28 protein-coding genes and 1 tRNA gene are annotated in these 23,467 nt (G+C 64.3%); 18 read left to right on the plus strand and 11 right to left on the minus strand.

Going from position 1 to position 23,467, the window contains the following annotated elements; translation table 11 throughout:
- The first annotated feature begins 130 nt into the window (after positions 1-130).
- The 7 genes from mnmA to ACOI1H_RS10680 all read left to right on the plus strand — a co-directional run bounded on the left by mnmA (position 131) and on the right by ACOI1H_RS10680 (position 6,249).
- Complete coding sequence (gene mnmA / locus ACOI1H_RS10650; RefSeq protein WP_422437299.1) at positions 131-1,270, plus strand: tRNA 2-thiouridine(34) synthase MnmA; 1,140 nt, start codon at positions 131-133, stop codon at positions 1,268-1,270.
- Positions 1,271-1,326: 56 nt separating this feature from the next.
- Entirely contained in the window at positions 1,327-2,199 is an 873-nt protein-coding gene (locus ACOI1H_RS10655) for an ATPase (protein WP_422437301.1), read from the plus strand.
- Positions 2,200-2,238: 39 nt separating this feature from the next.
- Positions 2,239-3,162, plus strand: coding sequence for a homoserine O-acetyltransferase MetA (metA, locus tag ACOI1H_RS10660; protein WP_422437303.1), 924 nt, complete (start codon positions 2,239-2,241; stop codon positions 3,160-3,162).
- Positions 3,146-4,147 carry an alpha/beta fold hydrolase gene (locus tag ACOI1H_RS10665; protein ID WP_422437305.1) on the plus strand — a complete coding sequence of 334 codons (1,002 nt, stop codon included), beginning with the start codon at positions 3,146-3,148 and terminating at the stop codon, positions 4,145-4,147. Before metA ends, ACOI1H_RS10665 begins: the two co-directional genes overlap by 17 nt.
- 42 nt (positions 4,148-4,189) lie before the next feature.
- A complete protein-coding gene (gene ppk2, locus ACOI1H_RS10670) occupies positions 4,190-5,059 on the plus strand; it encodes a polyphosphate kinase 2 (RefSeq protein WP_422437307.1) in 870 nt (289 codons plus the stop codon).
- The gene (locus tag ACOI1H_RS10675) at positions 5,052-5,669 is read left to right on the plus strand and encodes a TetR/AcrR family transcriptional regulator (protein ID WP_422437308.1); all 618 of its coding nucleotides are present in this window, start codon (positions 5,052-5,054) and stop codon (positions 5,667-5,669) included. Before ppk2 ends, ACOI1H_RS10675 begins: the two co-directional genes overlap by 8 nt.
- A gap of 67 nt (positions 5,670-5,736) precedes the next feature.
- Entirely contained in the window at positions 5,737-6,249 is a 513-nt protein-coding gene (locus ACOI1H_RS10680) for an acyloxyacyl hydrolase (protein ID WP_422437310.1), read from the plus strand.
- On the opposite strand, the gene ACOI1H_RS10685 is transcribed toward ACOI1H_RS10680, so the two are convergent.
- The 6 genes from ACOI1H_RS10685 to ACOI1H_RS10710 form a co-directional block, all read right to left on the minus strand.
- Positions 6,246-7,325, minus strand: coding sequence for an ABC transporter ATP-binding protein (locus ACOI1H_RS10685; RefSeq protein WP_422437312.1), 1,080 nt, complete (start codon positions 7,323-7,325; stop codon positions 6,246-6,248). The two genes, ACOI1H_RS10680 and ACOI1H_RS10685, sit on opposite strands and share 4 nt — an antisense overlap.
- Positions 7,322-8,122: an ABC transporter permease gene (locus ACOI1H_RS10690; RefSeq protein WP_422437313.1), complete on the minus strand. Its 801-nt coding sequence runs from the start codon at positions 8,120-8,122 to the stop codon at positions 7,322-7,324. Before ACOI1H_RS10690 ends, ACOI1H_RS10685 begins: the two co-directional genes overlap by 4 nt.
- The gene (locus ACOI1H_RS10695) at positions 8,119-9,000 is read right to left on the minus strand and encodes an ABC transporter permease (protein WP_422437315.1); all 882 of its coding nucleotides are present in this window, start codon (positions 8,998-9,000) and stop codon (positions 8,119-8,121) included. The genes ACOI1H_RS10690 and ACOI1H_RS10695 overlap by 4 nt, the downstream gene beginning before the upstream one ends.
- A gap of 208 nt (positions 9,001-9,208) precedes the next feature.
- Entirely contained in the window at positions 9,209-9,712 is a 504-nt protein-coding gene (rpsI, locus tag ACOI1H_RS10700; RefSeq protein WP_422437317.1) for a 30S ribosomal protein S9, read from the minus strand.
- Positions 9,712-10,173 carry a 50S ribosomal protein L13 gene (gene rplM, locus ACOI1H_RS10705; protein WP_422437318.1) on the minus strand — a complete coding sequence of 154 codons (462 nt, stop codon included), beginning with the start codon at positions 10,171-10,173 and terminating at the stop codon, positions 9,712-9,714. Before rplM ends, rpsI begins: the two co-directional genes overlap by 1 nt.
- A 150-nt stretch (positions 10,174-10,323) precedes the next feature.
- Positions 10,324-11,715 carry a PLP-dependent aminotransferase family protein gene (locus ACOI1H_RS10710; RefSeq protein ID WP_422437320.1) on the minus strand — a complete coding sequence of 464 codons (1,392 nt, stop codon included), beginning with the start codon at positions 11,713-11,715 and terminating at the stop codon, positions 10,324-10,326.
- A gap of 118 nt (positions 11,716-11,833) precedes the next feature.
- On the opposite strand from ACOI1H_RS10710, the gene ACOI1H_RS10715 reads away from it, so the two are divergent.
- Entirely contained in the window at positions 11,834-12,061 is a 228-nt protein-coding gene (locus ACOI1H_RS10715) for a DUF1127 domain-containing protein (RefSeq protein ID WP_422437322.1), read from the plus strand.
- A gap of 46 nt (positions 12,062-12,107) precedes the next feature.
- Here the strand turns inward: ACOI1H_RS10715 and ACOI1H_RS10720 are convergent, their stop codons facing one another.
- Positions 12,108-12,530, minus strand: coding sequence for a PaaI family thioesterase (locus tag ACOI1H_RS10720; protein ID WP_422437324.1), 423 nt, complete (start codon positions 12,528-12,530; stop codon positions 12,108-12,110).
- Positions 12,531-12,551: 21 nt separating this feature from the next.
- On the opposite strand from ACOI1H_RS10720, the gene ACOI1H_RS10725 reads away from it, so the two are divergent.
- Entirely contained in the window at positions 12,552-13,367 is an 816-nt protein-coding gene (locus ACOI1H_RS10725; RefSeq protein ID WP_422437380.1) for an enoyl-CoA hydratase, read from the plus strand.
- A 27-nt stretch (positions 13,368-13,394) separates the two neighbouring features.
- Here the strand turns inward: ACOI1H_RS10725 and ACOI1H_RS10730 are convergent, their stop codons facing one another.
- From ACOI1H_RS10730 to ACOI1H_RS10740, 3 genes are all read right to left on the minus strand, one after another.
- Complete coding sequence (locus ACOI1H_RS10730) at positions 13,395-14,864, minus strand: carboxypeptidase M32 (RefSeq protein ID WP_422437326.1); 1,470 nt, start codon at positions 14,862-14,864, stop codon at positions 13,395-13,397.
- Positions 14,861-16,006, minus strand: a complete 1,146-nt coding sequence (gene ctaA, locus ACOI1H_RS10735; RefSeq protein WP_422437327.1) for a heme A synthase — start codon at positions 16,004-16,006, stop codon at positions 14,861-14,863. The genes ACOI1H_RS10730 and ctaA overlap by 4 nt, the downstream gene beginning before the upstream one ends.
- 165 nt (positions 16,007-16,171) lie before the next feature.
- A complete protein-coding gene (locus tag ACOI1H_RS10740) occupies positions 16,172-16,966 on the minus strand; it encodes a GNAT family N-acetyltransferase (RefSeq protein WP_422437329.1) in 795 nt (264 codons plus the stop codon).
- Here ACOI1H_RS10740 and msrB point away from each other — a divergent pair.
- Entirely contained in the window at positions 16,965-17,357 is a 393-nt protein-coding gene (gene msrB / locus ACOI1H_RS10745) for a peptide-methionine (R)-S-oxide reductase MsrB (protein WP_422437331.1), read from the plus strand. The two genes, ACOI1H_RS10740 and msrB, sit on opposite strands and share 2 nt — an antisense overlap.
- A gap of 51 nt (positions 17,358-17,408) precedes the next feature.
- On the opposite strand, the gene ACOI1H_RS10750 is transcribed toward msrB, so the two are convergent.
- Positions 17,409-17,873, minus strand: coding sequence for an outer membrane protein assembly factor BamE (locus ACOI1H_RS10750; protein ID WP_422437332.1), 465 nt, complete (start codon positions 17,871-17,873; stop codon positions 17,409-17,411).
- Positions 17,874-17,983: 110 nt separating this feature from the next.
- Here ACOI1H_RS10750 and ACOI1H_RS10755 point away from each other — a divergent pair, with 110 nt between their 5' ends.
- From ACOI1H_RS10755 to ACOI1H_RS10790, 8 genes are all read left to right on the plus strand, one after another.
- Positions 17,984-18,547, plus strand: coding sequence for a YceD family protein (locus tag ACOI1H_RS10755; RefSeq protein WP_422437334.1), 564 nt, complete (start codon positions 17,984-17,986; stop codon positions 18,545-18,547).
- 157 nt (positions 18,548-18,704) lie between these two features.
- On the plus strand, positions 18,705-18,908 hold the full coding sequence (gene rpmF / locus ACOI1H_RS10760) for a 50S ribosomal protein L32 (RefSeq protein ID WP_422437336.1): 204 nt from the start codon (positions 18,705-18,707) through the stop codon (positions 18,906-18,908).
- A 39-nt stretch (positions 18,909-18,947) separates the two neighbouring features.
- Complete coding sequence (plsX, locus tag ACOI1H_RS10765; protein WP_422437338.1) at positions 18,948-20,042, plus strand: phosphate acyltransferase PlsX; 1,095 nt, start codon at positions 18,948-18,950, stop codon at positions 20,040-20,042.
- Positions 20,039-21,010: a beta-ketoacyl-ACP synthase III gene (locus ACOI1H_RS10770; protein ID WP_422437381.1), complete on the plus strand. Its 972-nt coding sequence runs from the start codon at positions 20,039-20,041 to the stop codon at positions 21,008-21,010. Before plsX ends, ACOI1H_RS10770 begins: the two co-directional genes overlap by 4 nt.
- 93 nt (positions 21,011-21,103) lie before the next feature.
- Entirely contained in the window at positions 21,104-21,406 is a 303-nt protein-coding gene (ihfA, locus tag ACOI1H_RS10775; RefSeq protein WP_422437340.1) for an integration host factor subunit alpha, read from the plus strand.
- Positions 21,407-21,417: 11 nt separating this feature from the next.
- The gene (locus ACOI1H_RS10780; RefSeq protein ID WP_422437341.1) at positions 21,418-22,125 is read left to right on the plus strand and encodes a MerR family transcriptional regulator; all 708 of its coding nucleotides are present in this window, start codon (positions 21,418-21,420) and stop codon (positions 22,123-22,125) included.
- Positions 22,126-22,193: 68 nt separating this feature from the next.
- Positions 22,194-22,270 (plus strand) — tRNA-Pro (locus ACOI1H_RS10785).
- 64 nt (positions 22,271-22,334) lie between these two features.
- Positions 22,335-23,441, plus strand: coding sequence for a 2'-deoxycytidine 5'-triphosphate deaminase (locus tag ACOI1H_RS10790; RefSeq protein ID WP_422437343.1), 1,107 nt, complete (start codon positions 22,335-22,337; stop codon positions 23,439-23,441).
- The last annotated feature ends 26 nt before the right edge of the window (positions 23,442-23,467 follow it).

Here is a 23,467-nt window from a genome sequence, read left to right on the forward strand (position 1 = left end):
ATTTCACACCTTCTTCCAAGTCCTTCTGCCAATTGGTCGCGCAAATATCTTTAAGGACTGGTAAGCCCGCAGGCTTGGGTGTATCGGGCATTTTCCTCTATATTGCCTTAAGCCGTTCCAAAGGTGCGCAATGTCCCTTGATCAGCCCTTGAATTCACTCGGTTTCGCCAAGCCGCCCTCGCAGACCCGCGTCGTCGTTGCCATGTCCGGCGGCGTCGACAGTTCGGTCGTGGCGGCCCAGCTTGCCGAAGAAGGCTATGATGTCGTCGGTGTGACGCTTCAGCTTTACGACCACGGTGCGGCTCTCGCCAAGAAGGGTGCCTGCTGTGCCGGTCGCGATATCCAGGACGCTGCCCGCGTCGCCGAGGCGATGGGCTTTCCCCATTACGTGCTTGACTACGAAAACACCTTTCGCGAGGCCGTGATCGACGAATTCGCCGACAGCTACCTTGCCGGTGCGACTCCGGTGCCCTGCATCCGCTGCAACGAGAGGGTCAAGTTCAAGGACCTGCTGCAAACCGCGCGCGAGCTTGACGCCGACTGCATGGCCACAGGCCATTACATCCAGCGCAAGATGGGTGACGACGGTGCCGAACTGCATCAGGCTGCGGATGCCGCCCGCGACCAAAGCTACTTCCTGTTCTCGACCACGGCCGAACAGCTGGCCTACCTGCGGTTTCCGCTGGGTCATTTGCACAGCAAGGCCGAGACGCGCGCGCTGGCTGCCCGCTATGGCCTGTCGGTCGCCGATAAGCCTGACAGCCAGGACATCTGTTTCGTGCCCAATGGCAACTACGCCGCGGTGATCGAGAAGTTGCGTCCCGGTGCGGCAGAACCCGGCGACATCGTCGATCTGGACGGCACCGTGCTGGGACAGCATCGCGGTGTGATCCATTACACCATCGGCCAGCGCCGTGGCCTTGGCATCGGCGGCCTCGTCGATCCGCTTTACGTCGTGAAGCTGGATGTCGACGCGCGCCATGTCGTCGTCGGGCCCAAGGAAATGCTCGCCACCCGCCGCGTCCCCCTGCGAGAGATCAACTGGCTGGGCGATGGCGGCTTCCTGGCCGGAGGCGAACGGCAAATCGCGGTCAAGGTGCGCTCGACCAAGCCGCCGACGGACGCTGTCCTGCGCCCGATCTCGGACACCGAGGCAGAGGTCGAACTGCTGGCGGCCGAGGAAGGCGTCAGCCCCGGACAGGCTTGCGTGTTCTACGATACAGACAGCACGCGCGTGCTGGGCGGCGGCTGGATCTGGCGCGGCCGCTGATCCCCTTTGCAAAGAATCCGCTAGAAGATTTTCCGTCCCGCCCTTAGGCAGTGCGCATGATCTACACATCCGCCGTCGAATGGCTCTCCGCTCCGCAGAAACGTGTTCTGGTCTTCGGCATGTCCGGGCTGGGCAAAACCCACGTGGCCAGCCTGCTGCGCCGCACCGGGGACTGGTTCCACTATTCCGTCGATTACCGCATCGGCACCCGCTACATGGGAGAGCTGATCGCCGACAATGCCAAGGCCGAGGCGATGAAGGTGCCCTTTTTGCGCGACCTGCTGCTGTCGGACAGCATCTACATCGGCTCGAACATCACCTTCGACAACCTGAATCCGGTGTCGACCTATCTCGGCAAACCGGGCAGTCCGGTCAAAGGCGGCCTGCCACTGGCAGAATACACCCGCAGGCAGGACCAGTTCCGCCGGGCAGAGGTCGCGGCCCTTCTGGATACCGGGTATTTCATCGACCGGGCGGCCGCGCTTTACGGCTACCCGCATTTCATCTGCGACACGGGCGGGTCGATTTGCGAATGGGTGAACCCGGACGACCCCGCCGACCCTGTCATGGCGCATCTGGCCGCGCGCACCCTGATGATCTGGATCGAAGGGTCCGAGGCGCATACGGCTGAACTTGTCCGCCGCTTCGACGCCGCCCCCAAGCCGATGTCCTATCAGCCCGGCTTCCTGTTGGACGCCTGGGCTGCATATCTGGCCGAGAACGCCTGCACCGAAGCTGACGTCGATCCCGACGCTTTCATCCGCTGGACCTATGCCCGCGCACTGGCCCACCGCCAGCCGCGCTACCGCAAGATGGCCGAGCGCTGGGGCCTGACGATCCCGGCCTCCGAGATCGGCGCGATCCGCACGGCCCAGGAATTCGACACCCTCATCGCCGGTGCCCTGTCACGGGTTGAGATGCGGGGCTGACGCGCCTATCTGTCACGCCCGCGATCAAGGAACAGACCCATGCCCATCAAACTGCCCGCCACCCTGCCCGCCTACGCCGTCCTGTCGCGTGAAGGTGTCATGGTGATGGCAGAGGATGCTGCCGACCGGCAGGACATTAGGCCCCTGCGCATCGCGCTGCTGAATTTGATGCCGAAGAAGATCCAGACCGAGAACCAGTTCGCGCGCCTGATCGGTGCCACACCATTGCAGATCGAGCTGTCGCTGATCCGCATGTCCGAACATCAGACCCGCAACACCGCGGCCGAGCATATGGAAGAATTCTACCGCCCGTTTGCCGACGTCACGGCCAGCGGAGAGAAGTTCGACGGTCTGATCATCACCGGCGCGCCGATCGAACACCTGCCGTTCGAGGAAGTCACCTACTGGTCGGAACTTCAGCAGGTCTTCGACTGGACCCAGACGCACGTTCATTCCACCTTCGGCGTCTGCTGGGGCGGCATGGCGATGATCAACCATTTCCACGGCGTGCAGAAGCACCTGCTCGATCACAAGGTCTTTGGCTGTTTCCGCCACACGGTCACGTCACCTGCCTCGCCTTACCTGCGCGGGTTTTCCGATGACATCGTCGTCCCCGTCAGCCGCTGGACAGAGATGCAGCAGGGCGAGGTCGACGCCAGCCCCGGCCTTTCGACCCTGATCACCAGCGCCGAGACCGGCCCCTGCCTGGTCGAGGACGCGGGCCACCGTGCGCTTTATGTGTTCAACCATTTTGAATATGACAGCGGCACGCTGAAGCAGGAATACGACCGCGACGTGGCATCCGGCACGCCGATCAACGTGCCCTGCAACTATTACCCGAATGACGATCCCGCAAGTCCACCGCAAAACAGGTGGCGAAGTCACGCGCACCTTCTATATGGCAATTGGATCAACGAGATCTACCAGACCACGAAGTATGACCTGAATGAAATCGGCACGTAGGACGTTCACCCTTTCCGCACTGACCCTGGCGGTGGGGGCCGTGCTGACGGGCTGCACGGCGGCCTACCGGGTCCAGCAGGCGGAACAGGCCTTTCCGCCCATCGGCCAGTTCGTTACCGTCCACGGCGGTGCGCGCGTGCATTACATCCAGGCCGGCACCGGCCCCGACGTCGTGCTAATTCACGGGGCCGGCGGAAATCTGCGCGATTTCAAGTTCGACCTTTTCGACCGGCTGACCGACAGCTACCGCGTCACCGCCTTCGACCGGCCCGGCCTTGGCTATACCGACCGCGACCCCGACATCGCAACCGGCGCACTGGCGACCGCTGGCGAAACCCCTGCTCAGCAGGCGACCATGCTGCGCGAGGCGGCTGCGCAATTGGGCATCACGGATCCGGTCGTCGTGGGCCACAGCCTCGGCGGGATCGTCGCCTATGCCTGGGCGCTGCTCGGTCTGGACGAGGACAGCGACGTGAACGCCGCTGCAATGGTTTCCTTTGCAGGTGTCGCCATGCCCTGGCCCGGCGATCTGGGTCCCTATTACACTGTCAACGGCAGCGCGTTTGGCGGGGCCGTCACGATCCCCCTCATCTCTGCCTTCGTGCCGACCGCGACGGTAGAGAACGTGATCGAGGGCACCTTTTCGCCGCAGACCGCTCCCGCAGGCTACGGCAACTACATCGGGGCACCGCTGGCCCTGCGACCAGAGACCTTTCGCGCCAATGTGCGGCAGGTCAACACCCTGCGTCCGCACGCCGTCGTCATGGCGGAACGCTATCCCGAACTGACCCTTCCGGTCGAAATTCTGCACGGCACCGCGGACGACACCGTGCCCATCGCCGTCCATTCCGACAAGGTCGTGCAACTGATCCCCTCCGCGCATCTGGTGCGGATGGAGGGCATCGGTCACATGCCCCACCACACCAACCCGGAGGAGGCCGTCGCCGCCATAGTCCGCGCCGCCGAGCGCGCCGGATTGCGCTAGGCAGGCGCGCCGCTCATAGTGCGCCAACAGCCGGAGGATCACATGGCGAAACCCTTTGACGGCGGCATCAGCCGCTATTTCGAGCAGCACGCAACCGCATCCGTGCGCGACGCCATCCGCGACGCCAAGAATGGCGACATCCTGAACCCGGACTTCCCCTATCAAGAAGCATGGGACCGCGAGTCGTATGATGACGCGCTGGCCAGACTTCAGATCGAACTGGCAAAGTTGCAAGGCGCGGCCCAGATGGACGGCCAGCGCATCGTCGTCGTCTTCGAAGGTCGCGACGCCGCCGGCAAGGGCGGCACCATCGCTCGTTTCCGCGAGAACATGAACCCGCGCCATGCCCGTGTCGTAGCCCTGTCGAAACCATCCCCGACCGAAGCGACGGAGTGGTATTTCCAGCGCTATATCAAACACATGCCGGCTGCTGGCGAAGTCGTGTTCTTTGACCGGAGCTGGTACAACCGCGGTGTCGTCGAACATGTCTTCGGCTTTTGCACACCGCAAGAGCGTGAAACCTGGTTCAGGCAGGTGAACGACTTCGAAAAGCTGCTGGTCGACGACGGCATCCAGCTGTTCAAGCTCTGGCTCAACGTCGGGCGGGCCACGCAACTCAAACGGTTTCTCGACCGGGAAAGCGATCCACTGAAGCAATGGAAGCTCAGCCAGATCGATGTCGACGGGCTGCGCAAATGGGACGCCTACACGGCGGCCATCGATGAAACCCTTGGCCGGACCCACACGACACATGCTCCCTGGACCGTGATTCGCGCTGACGACAAGCGGCGCGCGCGGGTCAACGCGATCCGTGCCGTGCTGACACCTTTGACCTATGCCGGAAAGTCCGACGACGCCATCGGCGCAGTCGATCCAAAGATCGCAGGAGCACCTGACCTGCGGCATGGTTAAACGCGGATATCACCACGGCAACCTTGCCCAGGCCTTGGTCGAAGCCTGCCTGAACCTGATTGAGGAGCGCGGCCCAACCGGCTTTACCCTGTCAGAGGCCGCGCGCGATGCGGGCGTCACGCCGGCCGCCGTCTATCGCCACTTCGAAGGCCGCGATGACCTGATCGCCGAGGCGGCGCTGCAAGGCTATCATCTGTTCGCGGAACGGATGGAAACGGCCTATGCCGAGGGGATACCCTCCGACCTCAAGGCGTTTCTGGCGACCGGGGCCGCCTATCTCGACTTTGCCCGCGACCATCCGGGGCACTATGTCGCGATGTTCGAAAGCGGCGTTTCGATCAATCGCTCACCCGCATTGCACCAGATCGCAAGCCGCGCGCTTGGCGTGATGGAGAAAGCCTGCGACCAGCTTTCGCAGCACATTCCGGCGAACCGCAGGCCACCGCCGCAGATGTTCGCCGCCCATATCTGGGCGCTGTCGCATGGCGTCGTAGAGCTTTTCGCCCGGGGCAGTCCCGGCACCAAAAGCCCCTATCCGCCCGAAGACCTGCTGGAGACCGGCATCGGGATCTATCTGCGCGGTCTCGGAATTTTGCCGCCGGATATCTGACGCGGCGCCCTTGTCACCGCTCGGCGCAGGGCGCAGAAACGACCGCAACCCGACAGGAGACCCTCGCATGGATGGCACGCTCGCCGCGATTTTCGTGATCACCAGCCTCACGGACATGGCCTTGACCGATTGCCCGACGGGCTGCCTCGCCCGCAGCGATGCGCCCGCGCGCCTGTCGTTCCAGCTTGGTGACGTGCGCTTTGACGACGCACGCATCGGTCGCGAGATCACCCTTGGCTATGACGCGGGGTTCAAGGCCGGACCGTTCCAGCCCACCATCGCCGCATCACTGACCGAGGACGGTGCCGGTTGGATCGGTGCCGGCGGCAAATGGACCAGCGCCGGGGTGATCCCCGGTCCTGTCTTCGTCGAATCGACGCTGATGCCCGGTATCCAATTTCAAGGCGACGGCCCCGACCTGGGTGGCAACCTGCAATTCCGTGCGAGCCTTGGGGTTGGCTATGCCTTCGGCAGCGGCGGCACGGTGACGGTGGCCTACGACCACCGGTCGAACGCCGACACGGATCTCACCAATCCGGGCCTCGAGGTCCTGTCCGTTCGCTATGCTATGCCGTTCTAGAACACGACGATCGCGCGTTCGTCCCAGGCGATCCGGGTCTGCGCGCCGACGTCCAGAACCGGGCGACCGATCATGTTTTTCATCGCAATGGTCAGGGGTTCCGGGACGTCCTTCACGCGGACATCGTAGTAGGTCATGTCTCCGTAATAGACGACCTCGTCCACCACCGCAGGCGCTTCGTGGCGACTTGCCTTCTCTCCGTCGAACAGGATCGCCAGGGTCTCGGGCCTGATGCCGACGGCCACCGCACCGTGCCGCGGTCCCTCTGGGGCCTGATCTAGGGCGACCACGGCATCGCCGAACCCGGCGATACTCAGGTCGATGTTCGTGTTGAACGCGGTCACGTGGGCCGGCAGAAAGTTCATCTTGCCGATGAACTCCGCCACCCGCCGGCTGTTGGGACGGCGATACAGCGTTTCGGGGTCGTCCATCTGCCCGATCTCGCCGGCGAACATGACGGCGATGCGGTCGGACATGACCAGTGCCTCTTCCTGATCGTGGGTCACCAGGATGAAGGTGATGCCCACCGCCCGCTGCAACCGGATCAGCTCCACCTGCATATGTTCGCGCATCTTCTTGTCCAGCGCGCTCAACGGCTCGTCCAGCAGCAGCACCTTGGGCTTCAGGATCAACGCGCGCGCCAGCGCCACCCGCTGCCGCTGGCCGCCCGACAACGCATGCGCGGCACGAGCACCGTAGCCTGCAAGGCCCACCATCGTCAGAGCCGCCTCGACCGCCGACGCCTTTTCGTCCTTCTTCATGCCCGACTTGCGCAGGCCGAAGGCCACGTTTTCCGCCACGCTCAGATGCGGGAAAATCGCGTAGGACTGGAACACCATGTTGGTCGGTCGCTGGTTCGGCGGCACATCCTTCATGTCGCGGTCCGAAATCATGACCGTGCCGTCCGACACCCCCTCGAACCCCGCGATCACCCGCAATAGCGTGGTCTTGCCGCAGCCCGACGGCCCCAGCAGGCTGAAGAATTCGCCCGCCCGGATCGTCAGGTTGATGTCGCGCAGCGCGTGGTAGTCGCCGTAATACTTCTGCACGCCGCGCAGCTTGATCAGGTCGGTCACAGGAAACCCCCGGTATCGGTCCCGCCAGAGCGGCGCACGCCACGCCTGCGGAAAATTTCGGCAATGGTCAGAAGCACGACCGACAAGGCCACAAGGATCGTCCCCAGCGCCATGATGACCGGCAGTGACGACGGGAACCGCAACAGGCCCCAGATGTAGACAGGCATCGTCGGGTTTGATCCCGTCAGGAAAAACGCGATGATGAACTCGTCAAGGCTGATCGTGAAAGAGATCAGCATCGAAGAGATGATCCCCGGCATCACCAGCGGCAAGGTCACCAGCCGGAACGCCGACCAGCGGGTCTCGCCCAGGTCCAGTGCCGCCTCCTCCATCGCCGGGTCCAGCGCGCCAAAGGCCCCGTTCAGGATCGCGATGGAAAACGGCGTGCAGATCAGCACATGCGCCATGATGATCGTCCAGTTGCCAAGGTTCAGCCCCAGCACCTGCCGCAGGATCACCAGCAAGGCGACGGCAACGATGATTTCCGGCAGGACCAGCGGCAGCATGATGAATCCGGTGATCCCCTTCTTGCCGGGAAAGTCCGACATCGCCCCGGCCCGCGCCGCGCACAGCCCCAGGATCGTGGCGAAGACCGCCGTGCAGACCGCGATGATCAACGAATTCTTGACCGCCGCGTGCAGGGCGGCATTCTGCGAAAGCTCCGTGAACCAGTGTGTCGTGAACCCCGACAGCGGGAATGCGATGATGGTCGCATCGTTGAAGGCGAACAGCGGCAGAAGGATGATCGGCGCATAGAGAAAGATCAGATAGGCAATGGCATAGATCCGCAGCTTCATGACCGGCCCCGCAGGTATTTGCGGTTCAGGAACACGAAGATCAGCGAAATCAACGTGACGCAGACCATCGCCACGATGGCCAGGGCCGCGCCCAGCGGCGCGTTGTTCAGTTGCAGGAACTGCGTCTGGATCATGTTGGCGATCAGCTTGCCGCCCGCGCCCCCCATCAATTCCGGCGTGACGTAATCCCCGATCGTCGGGATAAAGACGATCAGCACGGCCCCCACGACACCCGGCATCGACAGCGGCAACGTGACCCGCAGGAAGGTCGTGAATTTGCTTTCGCCCAGATCCTGCGACGCTTCCAGAAGGTTTCGGTCGATCTTTTCCAGCACGACGAAGATCGGCAGGATCGCAAAGGGCGCAAAGGCATGCGCCAGCGTGATGATGACCGCATTGACGTTATACAGGATGAAGGTCAGCGGCTCATCGACGATCCCCAGTTGCAGCAGGCCGGAGTTGATGACGCCATTGTAGCCAAGGATCACCTTCCACAGGAACACGCGGATCAGATAGCTGGTCCAGAAGGGAATGGTGATCAGGAACAGCCAGAGGCTCTTCTTGCTCGGTTGGACGTGAAAACTGATGAAATAGGCAACCGGATAGGCCAGCAGCACCGTCACCGCCGTCACGATCCCCGACACCAGCAAGGATCGCTGCAGCAGCAGACCGTAAATCGGACTACCCCAGATCTCGCGGTAGTTGGCAGTCGTGAACGTCGTGTCCACGGTCATGAAATCCTGTGTCCAGAAACTGAACAGCACGATGGCACCCAAAGGCAGCGCCAGCAGCAGCAGCGCATAGGCAAAGGGCAGACCGAGAAGCTTGACGCTGCGGGTCTGGTCCTGGGTCAGAGGCGCGGGTGCGCGGAAAGCCATTGCCTGTAATTCATCCCTCGACGTTGGCCGATGGTTGAACAAGGAACATGGCAAGGTCAATGATGAAGTCGCTGACACACCCGCCAAACCGGCGAACGCGCGTCAGATGGTTGATTTCGTAGCATTTCCGACAGAAAGTCGCAGCGCCACGAAAAAGGCCCACGCAATCGCGCGGGCCTTCCCAATTCGGTTATGCAGACAGTCGTCCTTAGCGCTTGGAGAACTGGAAGCTCTTGCGGGCCTTGGCCTTGCCGTACTTCTTCCGTTCCACGACGCGGCTGTCGCGGGTCAGGAAACCGGCGGCCTTGAGTGCGGCGCGCAGGGTGGGATCGTAAAGCTGCAGCGCCTTGGAGACACCGTGCTTCACAGCACCAGCCTGACCGGACAGACCGCCACCGGCGACAGTCGCCATCACGTCGAACTGGCCGACGACACCGGCGATCTGGAACGGCTGCTTCAGGATCATCTGAAGCACGGGACGGCTGAAGTAATCGTCGATCGGCTTGCCGTTTACGGTGACCTTGCCGGAACCCGGCTTGATCCAGACGCGGGCGACCGCATCCTTGCGCTTGCCGGTCGCATAGGCGCGCCCCAGGCTGTCGCGGACGGGTTCACGGGGAGCGGCAACGGCAGCTTCGGTGCCCTGAACGCCACCGATGTCAGCGGTCACGGCACCGCCAAGCTCTTCGAGAGAGTTGATCTGATCGGCCATTATGCGGTCCTCGTGTTCTTCTTGTTCATGGACGCGACGTCCAGAACTTCGGGCTTCTGGGCTTCCATGCCATGTGCTTCACCTGCAAAGACCCGCAGGTGGGTCATCTGCTGACGGCTCAGCTTGCCGCCGGGCAGCATCCGCTTGACGGCCTGCATGACGACGCGCTCGGGGTGCTTGCCGTCCAGGATCTCGCCGGTGGTGCGAAACTTGATGCCGCCGGGGTGGCCGGTGTGCCAGTAGTTCTTTTCATCACGCTTGTTGCCGGTGATCTGCACTTTTTCAGCGTTGATCACGATGACATTGTCGCCCATGTCCATGTGCGGCGTGAAGGACGGCTTGTGCTTGCCGCGCAGACGCATGGCGATGATCGAGGCAAGACGGCCAAGGACGACGCCTTCAGCGTCGACGATGATCCACTTCTTGTCGATATCCGCCGGGGTAGCGGTAAAGGTTTTCATATCTCACCAGAGTAGTTCGGGGGTCATCGCTGACCCGTCATTCGGATGGAGGGGTTATAGCTACGCCGCACGCGCGGTCAAGTGCCGCTGACGCCAATTAAACGTTCAAAATCAGCTGTTTATAATTAAGGTATAATAATACCCCAATCCTCACACCGCAATTCTGGCCGGTGGCGCGTCCAGAAGGGCGCGGATACGGCCCAAGGCAGCGCGGAAATCGTCGTGGGACAGTTCTCCGTTCACCGCGATGCGGACCGCATGGACCATGCGGCTGTCGCGCTGCACGAACGCCTCGGCGGATTTGAGGGCGACACCACGGGACTGCGCCGCATCGGCAAAGGCCCCGGCCCGCCAGGGCGACGGCAAAGGCAGCCAGACGAAGGGTGCACCGTCGGCCCAGGCCACATCGTAACCCGACAGGACCTCGACGGCGGCGGCCACGTCGCGGGCGATGCGGGCGTTGACGGCGGCCATGATGGCTGGCAACTCGGGAGCCGCCATTACGCTGGCATAGGTGTGGCAGACCAGTTGCGACACCCCGAAGCTGTGCCCCGTCGCCGTTCGCACAAGAGCCTGCGCGCAGGATTGCGGCGCCACGGCAAACCCGATCCGCAACGCGGGCGTCAGGGATTTCGAGGGGGATGTCACATACCACCCAAGGTCCGGCAACAGGGCCCGATAGCTTGGCCCCAACCGCTGGGTGCGGCTGTAGCAATCGTCGTCGATGACATGCACGCCGTGACGGTTGGCGATATCGGCGATCTGGGCGCGGCGCGCGGGCGACGTGGCACGGGTCGTTGGATTGCAGACCTCTGCAGCGGTGCAATACAGCTGCACGCGGTGCTGGCGGACAAGCTGGGCAAAGACGTCCGGCCGCGGCCCATCGTCATCCCAAGGCACGGAATGAACTTCGGCGCGGCACAGTTCGGCCGCAGAGCGGAATCCGTTGTAGCTCAGCTCGTCCACTAGGACGGCTGGTGAAGGCCCGTGCAGGATGGTCTGCATGATCATTACGACCGCATTCTGGCCGCCATGCGCCAGCACTACATCATCGACCGTCGCGGCACCGACCGCATCAGAGTCCAGCGTCGCGTGAAAGGCCGCCCGCGCCGCGAGGTCGGTGATCCGGCTGGGATAGCGCATCAGCAGCCGCGTCGGTAGATCGGTCAGGACCCGCGCCATCAACGCCGCCTGCCCCATGTCGGGCATCCGCGGGCTGACGAAGTATCCGGTGTCGACGTGGTCCGCCATCTCGTTTGCGAACTGCGCGAGGTTCTGCGCGATGTCCTGTGACAGACCGGGCGGCACGTGCGCCGGACGATCCGCGACGAATGTGCCGCGGCCCACCCCGGCCACCAGCACCCGGTCATCCACCAGAAGGCGGTAGGCCCGCGCCACTGTGCCGGGCGTCACGCCGACGCGGAAGGCCAGATCACGCACCGGCGGAAGCTGCGCGCCAGGGCGAAGTTGCCCATCGGCGACACCGTCACGAATTGCAACAGCCAAAGCCTCGTATTTGGACCTGGAGGGTGAGGCTGACAATGCGGGCGTCCATTTTGTATCGGATACAATCATTCTCTGGACGCCTCACATTTCGCTTTGTATCCATACACCATAGCAAATCGCTAAATTGTGTCAATACAATTCGAGGAACAGTCTCATGGCAGCCGCCCTGCACACCGCGCAACTTTCGCTTCTGAACGCTCAGGCCTCTTTGCCGAAGCTGGCCCAGATCTGCGTGATTGCCGCCGTGGCGGTGACCATCTGGGACATGCGCCGCACCACCCGCAAGAGCCTGTCACGGCTCGAGCCCCACGAACTGCGCGATATCGGTCTGACCGCCGGCATGGCCCGTGCCGAGGCGAACAAGGCCTTCTTTCAGCGCTGACGTCACCACCCCGAGCAACTTGGCCAGCCTTACGGCTGGCCTTCTTTCATGGGGCGGGCGGAATGGCGTAGGTCAGCCCCGCCCGCGCGACCGGCTGGTCGGTCCCTTCGGAAAAAAGCATGGCGTCGCCCACCGCCAGACTGCGCCCCAACTTCAGCAGGCGCGTATCGCACAACAGATCGGCACCGCTGGCGGGCTTGCGCATGAAATCGATGCTGCAATTCGTCGTCACCGCCAGCGCCACCGGACCCAACCGCGCGAGGATCGCGAGGTAGACCGACACGTCGGCCAGCGCGAACATGCTGGGACCCGACACGGTGCCGCCTGGCCGCAGGTGCCGGTCCGCGACCCGCAGACGCACCCGCAGACCCTGCGGCGTCAGGCTGTCGATCGCGAAATCGTCGCAGACCTGCGGAAATTCGCGGGCGAGGAATTCCATCAACGCGCCCTCGTCCAACTTCAGTTCCAAAACCGGCCTCCCTGCCCTAACCTGCCGTCAACACAACAGAGAAGGTCGGCCATGACAATCCTTACCCGCAGCGATACGTCCCATGTCGCGACCCTGACGATGACCGCGCCCGCACGTCTGAACGCCCTGTCCACAGCGATGCTGTCGGCCCTGCACGCGGAGCTTGACCGGATCGCCGATGATGCGACGGTTCGCGTCGTGATCCTGCGCGGTGCGGGGCGCGCGTTCTGTGCGGGCCATGACCTGACCGAACTGCGCGACCTGCGAAGCCAGCCCGACAACGGTGCCGCAGGGCTGAAGACCCTGTTCGACCGCTGTGCGGCGCTGATGATGCGCGTGCAATCCCTGCCACAACCGGTGATTGCCCAGGTGCAGGGGCTGGCCACGGCCGCCGGTTGCCAGCTCGTCGCGACCTGCGACCTCGCGGTGGCCAGCGACGACGCGCGCTTTGGAGTGAACGGCGTGAACATCGGCCTCTTCTGTTCGACGCCGATGGTCGCCCTGACCCGCAACATCCCCGCCAAGATGGCCTTCGAGATGCTGACGACGGGCCGTTTCCTGACCGCCGACGAGGCGGCGCAGGAAGGTCTGGTGAACCGGGTCGTTCACGCCGATCACCTCGACCGCGACACCCGCGCGCTGGCAGAGACGATCGCCGCGAAACTGCCCGCGGCCGTCCGCATCGGCAAAGCCGCGTTCTATGCCCAGGCCCGCATGTCGACGGCAGAGGCATACGCCTTCACCGGTGCGGTCATGGTGGAAAACATGGCGCTGGACGCGACCGCAGAAGGCATTGACGCCTTCCTGACCAAGCGAAGCCCTGACTGGCCAGCCTGACTCGTCCTTGCGAAAGTTCGGACTGCCTTAGACCCCGTAGATCGCGCCGAACTTCTGTTCGAGGTAGTCCAGCAACGGCCCCTCAGACGGTGCAACCCCCGCCGCGCGCGTGATGACCTCGCGCGGCTGATAAAGCCCGCCGTGCTGCTGCACGTTCTCTCGCAGCCAGTCTGTTGCGCGAAGGGTATCGCCGCGTGCCAGATCGTCGTCGAGGTCGGGCACCGCCGCCCGCAACGCCGCATGCAGGCATCCGGCATAGACGTTGCCCAGCGAATAGGTCGGGAAGTAGCCGAACAGCCCCTCTGACCAATGCACGTCCTGCAAGACGCCATTTGACGGCCGGTCCACCGCAAAACCGAAATCACGCTGAAATCGGTCGTTCCAGGCCGCTTCCAGATCGCGCGTCGCCAGATCGCCGCTGACCATCGCCTGTTCCAGATCGAACCGCAGCAGGACGTGAAGGTTGTATTGCACCTCGTCCGCCTCGGTGCGGATATAGCCGTCGGCCACCCGGTTCACGCAGGCAAAGAAGTCGTCCTCGGTCGCGATGCCGATGTCGCCGAAGGTGTCCTTCATTCGCCCGAACAGCCAGCCGGTAAAGGCGCGGCTGCGCCCCAGTTGGTTCTCGTAGATCCGGCTCTGGCTTTCGTGCACGCCCATCGACACGCCGGACCCCAGCGGGGTCAGCAGATAGGCGCGGTCGATGTTCTGCTCGTAACAGGCATGGCCGACCTCGTGGATCGTCGAATAAAAACAGTTGAACGGATCGGTGGGGTTCGTGCGCGTCGTGATCCGCACATCGAGGCCGGACCCGGACGAAAACGGATGCACTGCCTTGTCGATGCGCCCGTTGTGCAGGTCATAACCGAAGGCCAGCGCCAGCTCGCGGGTCAGTGCCATCTGCCCTGCCTCGGGAAAGCTGCCCTGCAACAAGGGTGCCGGCCCCTGCCCCCGGATCGCATCACGCAAGCCAACCAGCCGGGGCCGCATCGCGCCGAACATGACCGACAACTGCGCCGCCGTCGCACCCGGTTCATAGTCGTCGAGCATCGCGTCGTAGGGGTCCGCGTCGCCTGCGATGGCCTGCGCCTCTTCGCGCTTCAGCGCCAGCACCTTGTCCAGCGCAGGCAGAAAGGCCGCGACGTCTTCTTCTGCCCGCGCCTGCGCCCAGATGCGGTGCGCACGGCTGGTTTCGCGCGCGATGGCGGCGGCAAGCTGTGCAGGCACCTTGGCGGTCCGTTCGAAACTGCGCCGGATGTGGCGAACTTGCGCAGCGCCGATGGCATCCTCGGCCACGGCCTTGTCCAGCCAACCGGCGATGCGCGCGTCGATGCGGCGGGCGTGCAGGACAGAGGCCATCGCGCCATGCTCCTCTGCCCGCTGTTCCGTTGCACCGTCGGGCATCATCGTCTCCTGATCCCAGCCAAGTCGGCCCGCGACCTGAGCCAATGCCTCGGTTTCGCGCACGAAGTCCATCAGGTCGGTGTAGTCGGTCATGGGCGGGCCTCTCGGACGGATTGCGGCAAGGGATAGCGGGACAGGAACCGCGCGCGCAGGATCATGACCCACAGCACCACGGCTCCGATCTGGTGCAGGATGGCGACATGCGGCGCAGCCATCGTCATCACGGTCACGATGCCCAGTCCCATCTGCACCACCAGCATGGCCATCATCATGCCGTAGGCTCCGCGCGTGCGGCGGTTGGCGCTGGACCGCGCGCGCCACCAGACGAAGAGGCCAAAGGCGAACAGGACATAACCGCTCATCCGGTGGACGAACTGCACCGTGCCTTCATTCTCGAAAAGGTTCCGCCAGACCGGCTGCAACTGCCACATGTCGGGCGGCAGTAAGCCACCGGCCATCAGCGGCCAGTCGGGATATGCGCGGCCCGCGTCGATCCCCGCGACCAGCGCCCCCAGAACGATCTGCAGGAAAGCCAGCCCCATCAGCACGCTGCCTAGCGTCCACAGGCGCGGATCGCCGGCGCGCCGGGCCGTCAGCAGGTCCGGCGACCGGCGGCTGATCTTGAGGATATACCAGGTGATAAAACCGAAGATGACGAAGGCCAGTCCCAGATGAGTCGCCAGTCGGTAGGACGCGACGTCAGTGCGCGCACCTTCGAGGCCCGAAGCGACCATCCACCAACCGATCGCCCCTTGCAGGCCCCCCAGCGCACCCACGAACAACAACCGTCCGGTCCACCCCGTCGGGATCTTGCGCGCGGCCAGAAAACCGACAAAGCCCACGGCCCAGACGAGGCCGATCACCCGACCCAGCTGCCGATGCCCCCATTCCCACCAGTAGATGGATTTGAACTCTGCCAGCGACATGCCGGCGTTCTGCAACTGGTATTCCGGGCTCGCCTGATACTTGGCGAATTCCGACTGCCAGGTCGCGTCGTCCAAGGGCGGCAATGCGCCGGTGACGGGGCGCCATTCGGTGATCGACAGACCCGAATCCGTCAGCCGCGTCAGACCGCCCACGGCGATCATCACGGCCAGCAAGGCGAACAGCACCATCAGCCAGACACGGATCGCGCCCCGCGCGCCTTGCCCGCGACTGTCGATGCCGCCGGGGGTCGCGACCTGCTTTTGCGTCGTTCCGACCTCTTCAAAGATGCTGCGGGGTTTCGTCGCCATGTCGGGCCTCCGTCAATTTGCCCGCAACCTAGGCCCGCCCTGTGGCCGGGGCAAGCGACACACCGTCACGTCGGATGCGCCGCACCCTCGCGTTCCTGAACAGACATTTCTTCTTCTGGTCGAAAATATCCCCGTCGGAGGCTGCCTTGCCCCGGCAAGGGAATCCTAACCCGCCAGCGCCCGCAACGCCCGCGCCCGAGCGGCGGGGACGGCATCGACCTTGAGCGCGGTAAAGACATGCACCGTGTCCATGACCTCGTCGACGACCGCGTGGTCCCCGACCCAACCGCCGAGCCTCAGGTAGCTGCGCAGCAAGGGCGGCAGGCCCGCCAGCGCCGCCCGACGATCCGACACCGCACCGGCCAGCGGCACGGTGCGCGCGGCCCTGCGGCCCGGCGTCAACGCCGCGGGACCGCGGTGGTGCGCGCCCAGCAGCGCCAGCGATGCGGCATGGCGGGCGGGGTCTGCGCCGGCAAAGCTGGAACAGCCGATCAACAGGCCGACACCGTGGGCATCGACCAACCCCGTCAGCGCACCCCAGGCCAGCCGCAGGACATCCACAGCGGTGCCCGGTGCCGAACAAAAACGACCGACCTCCATCACCGGCCGGGGATAGGTGGACAGTGGCGCCAGATCATAGGCGCTGGCGGTGTAACTTGCAGACAAGTGCTGGCCATCCGGCAGCAGCATGACACGGGCGGTCCCCACAAGACCCACTTCGCCCCCCACCATGACGTGCAGGCACAGCGGATCGTAGGCATCGGCATCCACACCGGAGGCATGAAAGAAGCAGGAATGGCGCAGGCGCTGGCAGGCCAGCAGATCGTCCGGCGTCTGCGCCAGACGGACACCAAGGTGCCTCTTGTGAAACGATGCTGTCACCTCGACCCTCACCTTGGCGATCCGCGCCCATCGCCCTACATGATAATCAACACGGAATTCAGGAAAGATGACAGTCATGGACAAAGTCAACAAAACCGATGCGGAGTGGAAGGAAGAACTGTCGCCCGAAGCCTTCAAGGTCCTGCGCAAGCATGGCACCGAACGGGCGGGCACGCATGACGACTTTCCCAAGGACCCCGGCACGTTCCTGTGCAAAGGCTGCGGCAACCCGCTGTTCAGTCAGGACACGAAGTTCGAATCCGGCACCGGCTGGCCTTCGTTCTTTGCGCCCCTCGACGCCGACGCTGTGGGAGAGACCGTGGATCGCAGCCTTTTCATGCGCCGCACCGAAGTGCATTGCGCGCGGTGCGACGGACATCTGGGCCATGTCTTTCCGGATGGTCCGGCCCCGACGGGTCTGCGTTACTGCATGAACGGCGTGGCGATGACCTTCACACCCGAAGACTGACGCGGCGCTGACAGTGCACGCCGGCATGAACCCAACCGTGCCGGCATGGTTTCAGGGTTGGCCGACCAGGTCCTGCGTGTTGACCCGGCCGACGCTTCCCAGAAGCTGGCGCAGGAAGGTATTGTCGCGAACGTTGTCGTCCGTGACGCGGCGCGACAGGGTGATGACGCGCCCGTCCTGCAAGGTGAAGCGCTCGATATTCGACACGATCCCTGCCCCGTTGAAGCTGATCGCCAGCACCTGTCGGTCGACCTCGACCGGGGCGCGGGGACCGACCGTCTCGAACCGGCTCTGGACGTAGAAGAAGGCGTCGTCACCCAGCACGCCGGTCGTGGTGGGCGGGCCGACGGCCAGGGTGACGGTGTCACGCGTATCCTGACCGACGGTGATGGCGGACAGGTCCGCGTCGGTGGGAATGTAGCCGTAGTTGCGCACGATCGGCGTACAGGCGACCGCAAGGACCAGTCCCGCGCCGATGAACAGACCGCGCAGGCCTCCCGTGAAGCTCTTGATCATGGCCCGCTCTTCCCCGTCACCTTCGGCCCTGCGGCCCTTGCCTTGGCGCGATGCGCCTTTTAACTCACCTACAACATGCGACGCCCCTTGTTCAAGAATGGAACCGCCCGATGACCGGACCGACCGAACTGCCGACCAAAATTCTGCGGCTGGCCGATCTGACCAATCGCCACGCCACCACTTTCGATCTGACGCCAACGTCTGCGGAACGGGACGCGATCGCGGCGCACCTCGACATACTTGGCGTGAAGAAGCTGACTTTCGCGGGTGAGATCACGCCACAGGGCCGCGGCGACTGGCAACTGACCGGGAAGCTTGGGGCCACAGTCGTACAAACCTGTGTGGCCACGCTGGCCCCGGTCACCACCCGCCTGGACGAGGATGTGCGTCGCGTTTACGCCCGCGATTTCACCTATCCCGACGGGAGCGAGGTCGAGATGCCCGAGGATGACGCCGTAGAGCCCCTGCCCCAGACACTCGACCTTGGCGCGGTGATGATCGAGGCGCTGAGCCTGGCCCTGCCGCCGTTCCCGCGCGCAGAGGAGACCGAACTGGGTCAGGTTCTGGCGGCCGCCGCAGGTGTCACGCCGATGACCGACGACGACGCAAAGCCCTTTGCCGGGCTTGGCGCGCTGCGCGACAGGCTCTCAAGCGAAGGTGACGACGAGGCCTGAAACCGGCGACATAAAAGGGTTGCACAAACGTGCTTTCGCAGTATGTTCGCGACCTCTCTCCTCCCCCTCTCGACAGGGCGGCCCTGATGGCATAGGTGCCCTGCGAGATCACGAAACACGGGCCATTCGCGCCCTTCATTAACAGATAGGTTGCGACATGGCCGTCCAGCAGAACAAAGTCTCCAAATCCCGCCGCAACATGCGTCGCTCGCACGATTCGCTGTCCGCAGCGAACCCCAACGAATGCACGAACTGCGGCGAGCAGAAGCGTCCGCACCACATCTGCCCGTCCTGCGGTCACTACGCAGAGCGTGAAGTGGTCGTTGCCGAGACCGTCGAGATCGACGAAGACGCCGCGTAAGCGGCCACGGCGGATCTGGCAGAACGGAAAGGCGTGACCATGCCCGACACAGGGACGGCCCTGACCGGTATGGACGCCTCGCGTGTTCTGTCCATCGACGCGATGGGGGGCGATAACGGGCCTGGAACGGTGGTTGCGGGCCTTGCGCTGTTCCTCAAGAAGAACGCCGGCACACAGGTGATCCTGCATGGCCGCGCAAAGGAACTGACCGGCCTGCTGGACAAGCACGGTTTGACCGAAAAGGTCGTTCTGCGCGACGCCAGCGACGTGGTCACCATGCACGACAAGCCCAGCCATGTGGTCCGCCACGGCAAGGCCACGTCAATGTGGTCCGCGATCGAGGCGGTCCGCACCGGCGAGGCCGGCGTCGTCGTGTCCTGCGGCAACACGGGCGGGTTGATGGCGATGTCGATGCTGCGCCTGCGCAAGGTGGACGGCGTGAACCGCCCCGCCATCGCCTGCCTCTGGCCGTCGCGCAACGCACAGGGCTTTAACGTCATGCTGGACGCCGGGGCCGACATCCGCGCCGATCAGGACGACCTTTTGACTTATGCATTGATGGGCGCGTCCTATGCCCGCAACGCCTTTGATCTGAAGCGGCCGCGCGTCGGCCTGCTGAACGTCGGGACCGAGGAACACAAGGGCCGCGCCGAACTGAAGGTCGCGCATGAGTTGATCGCCGCGGCGTCCAACAAGGGCGATTTCGACTATGTCGGCTTCGTCGAGGGCGGCGATCTGCCGGGCAACGGCTGCGACGTCATCGTCACCGACGGTTTCACCGGCAATGTCGCGCTGAAGACCGGGGAAGGCATCGCCAACCTGATTTCCGACCTGCTGCGCGAGGCCTTGCGCCGGACGCCGTTTTCGATGCTGGGCGCCTTGATGGCGCGCGGTGCGCTGCGATCCTTGAAAAAGCGGGTCGATCCGCGCCGGGTCAACGGCGGCGTGTTCCTGGGTCTGACTCGGACGGTGATCAAGAGCCACGGCTCTGCCGATGCGATGGGCGTCGCGGCTGCGATCTCGCTCGCGCACCGGCTGGCCGACCAGGGATTTTCCGAACGGCTGGCACAGCGACTGGCCGCAGCCCTGCCCCACGAAGGCGTGCGGGCCAGCGGCACCGAGGCGGAGGCCTGATGCGCCGCGCCGTCGTCCAGGGGGTGGGGCATTATCTGCCGGACCGCATCGTGCCGAACGCATGGTTTGCCGAAACGCTCGACACGTCCGACGAATGGATACGCAGCCGGTCCGGGATCGAGCGGCGCCATTTCGCGGCCGACGGGCAGACGACGTCAGACCTTGCCACCCGCGCCGCCAACGCGGCCTTGGCCGATGCCGGGCTGCAAGGCTCCGACATCGACGCGATCATTCTTGCGACTTCGACCGCTGACATGACCTTCCCCTCGGCCGCGACGATGGTGCAGAATTCCATCGGCAACACCACCGGATATGCCTTTGACGTGCAGGCGGTCTGCGCGGGCTTCGTCTATGCGCTGGCACAGGCCAACGCGCTGATCGTGTCGGGTCAGGCGGACCGGGTGCTGGTGATCGGGGCCGAAACCTTCAGCCGCATCATGGACTGGACCGACCGGAGCACCTGCGTGCTGTTCGGCGACGGGGCCGGCGCCTTGATTCTGGCTGGCGAAGACGGCAAGGGCGACGCGTCGGATCGCGGCATCCTGGCCACCGACCTGAACTCTGACGGACGCTACCGTGACCTGCTGTATGTCGATGGCGGCGTTGCGACCCAGAACACCGGCAAGCTGCGCATGGAAGGCAAGGAAGTCTTTCGCCACGCCGTCGAAAAGCTGGCCGCGACCGCCGACGTGGCGCTGGCCAAGGCCGGATTGACGGCCGCGGATGTCGACTGGGTCGTGCCGCATCAGGCCAACATCCGGATCATCCAGTCCACCGCCCGCAAGCTGGGCGTCGACATGGAACGGGTCGTCGTCACCGTCCAGGACCACGGCAACACCTCTGCCGCATCGATCCCGCTGGCGCTGTCCGTGGGCAAGGCCCGCGGCCAGATCAAGACCGGCGATCTGGTCGTGACCGAGGCGATTGGCGGCGGGCTGGCATGGGGTGCGGTCGTCCTGCGCTGGTAGCGCGGACAACCGCAGGAAGAACATCGCACAACCGCTTGTTATTGACTTTCAAATTGCCCCTCACGTAAGGTTCACGAAATCTTGGGGGATGCCATGAGTGAGAATACACTGACGCGGATGGACCTGTCCGACGCCGTTCATACACAGGTCGGTCTGTCGCGCAACGAAAGTGCCGATCTGGTCGAAAGCGTTCTGCAGCATATCTCCGATGCGCTGGTGTCCGGCGAATCGGTCAAGATCAGCTCTTTCGGAACCTTCTCGATCCGCGACAAGGCGGCCCGCGTGGGTCGCAATCCCAAGACCGGCGAAGAAGTGCCGATCCACCCGCGTCGGGTGCTGACCTTCCGTCCCAGCCACCTGATGAAGGACAAGGTTGCGGCGGGCAACAAGACGTAAGGGATTACCCTGTGGCCAAGGCGCCGGACGCATTTCGCACCATCTCTGAAGTGGCCGAACAACTCGACACCCCGGCGCACGTCCTGCGGTTCTGGGAAAGCAAGTTCGTGCAGGTCAAGCCGGTCAAGCGTGCGGGCGGACGCAGGTATTACCGCCCCGACGATGTGGCGTTGCTGGGCGGGATCAAGTCACTGCTGCACGATCAGGGCATGACGATCAAGGGCGCGCAGAAGGTGCTGCGTGACCGTGGGCCCAAGGCGGTCATGGATATGGTCCGCCTGCCGGACGACGACCTTGACGACACCGACGTGATCGACGCGCAGGTGCAACCGGTCGTGGAGACCACCGACCCGGTCCCGGCAAATGACACGCGGGCGGACCCGCCGAGGCGCGCGCTGACAATCACGATGGTCGAAAATGTCCACGCCGACGCGGCATCTCGGGACGCGGCGGATGCAGCGCCTTTGGCGGACACCGCAGGCGACACGGTCGTCCGCCTGACCGCCACCGTGCCGCCGTCAGAAGCCCTCATCGAAAAGGCCGCCCCGCCGCCGCCGCCCGATCTGCCCCCGCACCCCGCCCCGCGCCAGATCACCGGATCGCGGCTGCTGGGGACATTGGCACGGATGGACCGGGCGGCCGTGTCGTCGCGCGCCGGTGCGATCCGGCCACTGATCGACCGGCTGGCCCAGGCTCACGGGCGGCTGACGCAGGGCTGAAAATACACTCCCGGCGGCGCAATTCCACCCTTGCCCTTGGCCCCATATCGGGTAAACACGCCCTCAGTCGGGCTATAGCGCAGCCTGGTAGCGCGTCCGTCTGGGGGACGGAAGGTCGCAGGTTCGAGTCCTGCTAGCCCGACCAAACAAACCGCCCGCTGGCCTTGTGCCGCGGGCGTTTTGCTATGTGACACAGGGGGACGGTGGCCATGACGACATTTGCGACAGGCGTGTTGGCCGATCACCAGATCGCGCAGTTGATCGCCCTCGGTGCCGTGACCGCGACCACACCGTTCACCGCCGGACAGGTGCAACCCGCGTCGCTCGACCTGCGGCTGGGCGATGTGGCCTACCGGGTCCGCGCTTCGTTTCTGGCTGGTGGCAACCGCACGGTCGCCGAGCGTCTGTGCGATTTCACCATGCACACCGTCCCGCTGACCGGCGGTGCCGTGCTGGAAAAAGGCTGCGTCTACGTCGTCCCCTTGCAGGAAGGCCTGTCGCTGCCCGCCGGCATGACGGCTGCGGCAAGTGCCAAATCCTCAATCGGGCGGCTCGACCTTCTGACCCGGATCATCACGGACCGCGGCGTCGCCTTCGACCGTGTGCCAGAGGGCTACACGGGTCCGCTTTACGTCGAGATCTGTCCGCGCAGTTTCTCGGTCGTGGCGCAGCCAGGTCAGATGTTGAACCAGATCATCTTTCGTCAGGGCCAGACCCTGATGACCGATGCAGAGTTGCTGGCGCTACACCGCGAGACGCCGATCGTCGACGTGGAACCGGTGATCGCGGACGGTCTTGGCTTTTCCGTTGATCTGCGGCCCGCGCAAGGCACTTTGATCGGCTACCGGGCCAAGCCGCATACCGGCGTCGTGGACCTGTCGAAGCTGGCCTATTACACCCCCGCCGACTACTGGGAAGAGGTCCATACGGAGACGGGCTGGATCATCCTCGATCCGGGGGCCTTCTACATTCTCGTCAGCCGCGAGGCGATCGCCATTCCCCCCATGCAGGCGGCCGAGATGGCCCCCTATCTTGCGATGGTGGGCGAATTCCGCGTGCATTACGCAGGCTTCTTCGACCCCGGTTTCGGTTGGGCGGCGGCGGGCGGCACCGGCTCGCGCGGTGTGCTGGAGGTGCGCTGCCACGAGGCCCCCTTTGTCCTCGAACACGGGCAAATCGTCGGCCGACTGGTCTACGAGAGGATGTCGTCCCATCCGCAGGCGCTCTATGGGGCGGGGATCGCGTCCAATTACCAGGGCCAGGGGTTGAAACTATCCAAGCATTTCGCGCCGCCCCGCGCCGTTAAAGCGACCTGAGAGCAGTATTTTATCGCCATCACGAC

This window comes from Loktanella sp. DJP18 (assembly GCF_049310965.1).
Taxonomy (GTDB): domain Bacteria; phylum Pseudomonadota; class Alphaproteobacteria; order Rhodobacterales; family Rhodobacteraceae; genus Loktanella.

Coding starts and splice junctions, on each gene's coding strand:
- ACOI1H_RS10750 (WP_422437332.1), bottom strand. CDS start 17,873: ATGATCAAGAGCTTCACGGGAGGCCTGCGCGGTCTGTTCATCGGCGCG.
- ACOI1H_RS10715 (WP_422437322.1), top strand. CDS start 11,834: ATGGCAGCCGCCCTGCACACCGCGCAACTTTCGCTTCTGAACGCTCAG.
- ACOI1H_RS10675 (WP_422437308.1), top strand. CDS start 5,052: ATGGTTAAACGCGGATATCACCACGGCAACCTTGCCCAGGCCTTGGTC.
- ACOI1H_RS10755 (WP_422437334.1), top strand. CDS start 17,984: ATGACCGGACCGACCGAACTGCCGACCAAAATTCTGCGGCTGGCCGAT.
- rpmF (WP_422437336.1), top strand. CDS start 18,705: ATGGCCGTCCAGCAGAACAAAGTCTCCAAATCCCGCCGCAACATGCGT.
- ACOI1H_RS10655 (WP_422437301.1), top strand. CDS start 1,327: ATGATCTACACATCCGCCGTCGAATGGCTCTCCGCTCCGCAGAAACGT.
- ACOI1H_RS10740 (WP_422437329.1), bottom strand. CDS start 16,966: ATGACTGTCATCTTTCCTGAATTCCGTGTTGATTATCATGTAGGGCGA.
- ihfA (WP_422437340.1), top strand. CDS start 21,104: ATGAGTGAGAATACACTGACGCGGATGGACCTGTCCGACGCCGTTCAT.
- ACOI1H_RS10680 (WP_422437310.1), top strand. CDS start 5,737: ATGGATGGCACGCTCGCCGCGATTTTCGTGATCACCAGCCTCACGGAC.
- metA (WP_422437303.1), top strand. CDS start 2,239: ATGCCCATCAAACTGCCCGCCACCCTGCCCGCCTACGCCGTCCTGTCG.
- rpsI (WP_422437317.1), bottom strand. CDS start 9,712: ATGGCCGATCAGATCAACTCTCTCGAAGAGCTTGGCGGTGCCGTGACC.
- ACOI1H_RS10790 (WP_422437343.1), top strand. CDS start 22,335: ATGACGACATTTGCGACAGGCGTGTTGGCCGATCACCAGATCGCGCAG.
- ACOI1H_RS10695 (WP_422437315.1), bottom strand. CDS start 9,000: ATGGCTTTCCGCGCACCCGCGCCTCTGACCCAGGACCAGACCCGCAGC.
- ppk2 (WP_422437307.1), top strand. CDS start 4,190: ATGGCGAAACCCTTTGACGGCGGCATCAGCCGCTATTTCGAGCAGCAC.
- rplM (WP_422437318.1), bottom strand. CDS start 10,173: ATGAAAACCTTTACCGCTACCCCGGCGGATATCGACAAGAAGTGGATC.
- ACOI1H_RS10665 (WP_422437305.1), top strand. CDS start 3,146: ATGAAATCGGCACGTAGGACGTTCACCCTTTCCGCACTGACCCTGGCG.
- msrB (WP_422437331.1), top strand. CDS start 16,965: ATGGACAAAGTCAACAAAACCGATGCGGAGTGGAAGGAAGAACTGTCG.
- mnmA (WP_422437299.1), top strand. CDS start 131: ATGTCCCTTGATCAGCCCTTGAATTCACTCGGTTTCGCCAAGCCGCCC.
- plsX (WP_422437338.1), top strand. CDS start 18,948: ATGCCCGACACAGGGACGGCCCTGACCGGTATGGACGCCTCGCGTGTT.
- ACOI1H_RS10730 (WP_422437326.1), bottom strand. CDS start 14,864: ATGACCGACTACACCGACCTGATGGACTTCGTGCGCGAAACCGAGGCA.
- ACOI1H_RS10690 (WP_422437313.1), bottom strand. CDS start 8,122: ATGAAGCTGCGGATCTATGCCATTGCCTATCTGATCTTTCTCTATGCG.
- ctaA (WP_422437327.1), bottom strand. CDS start 16,006: ATGGCGACGAAACCCCGCAGCATCTTTGAAGAGGTCGGAACGACGCAA.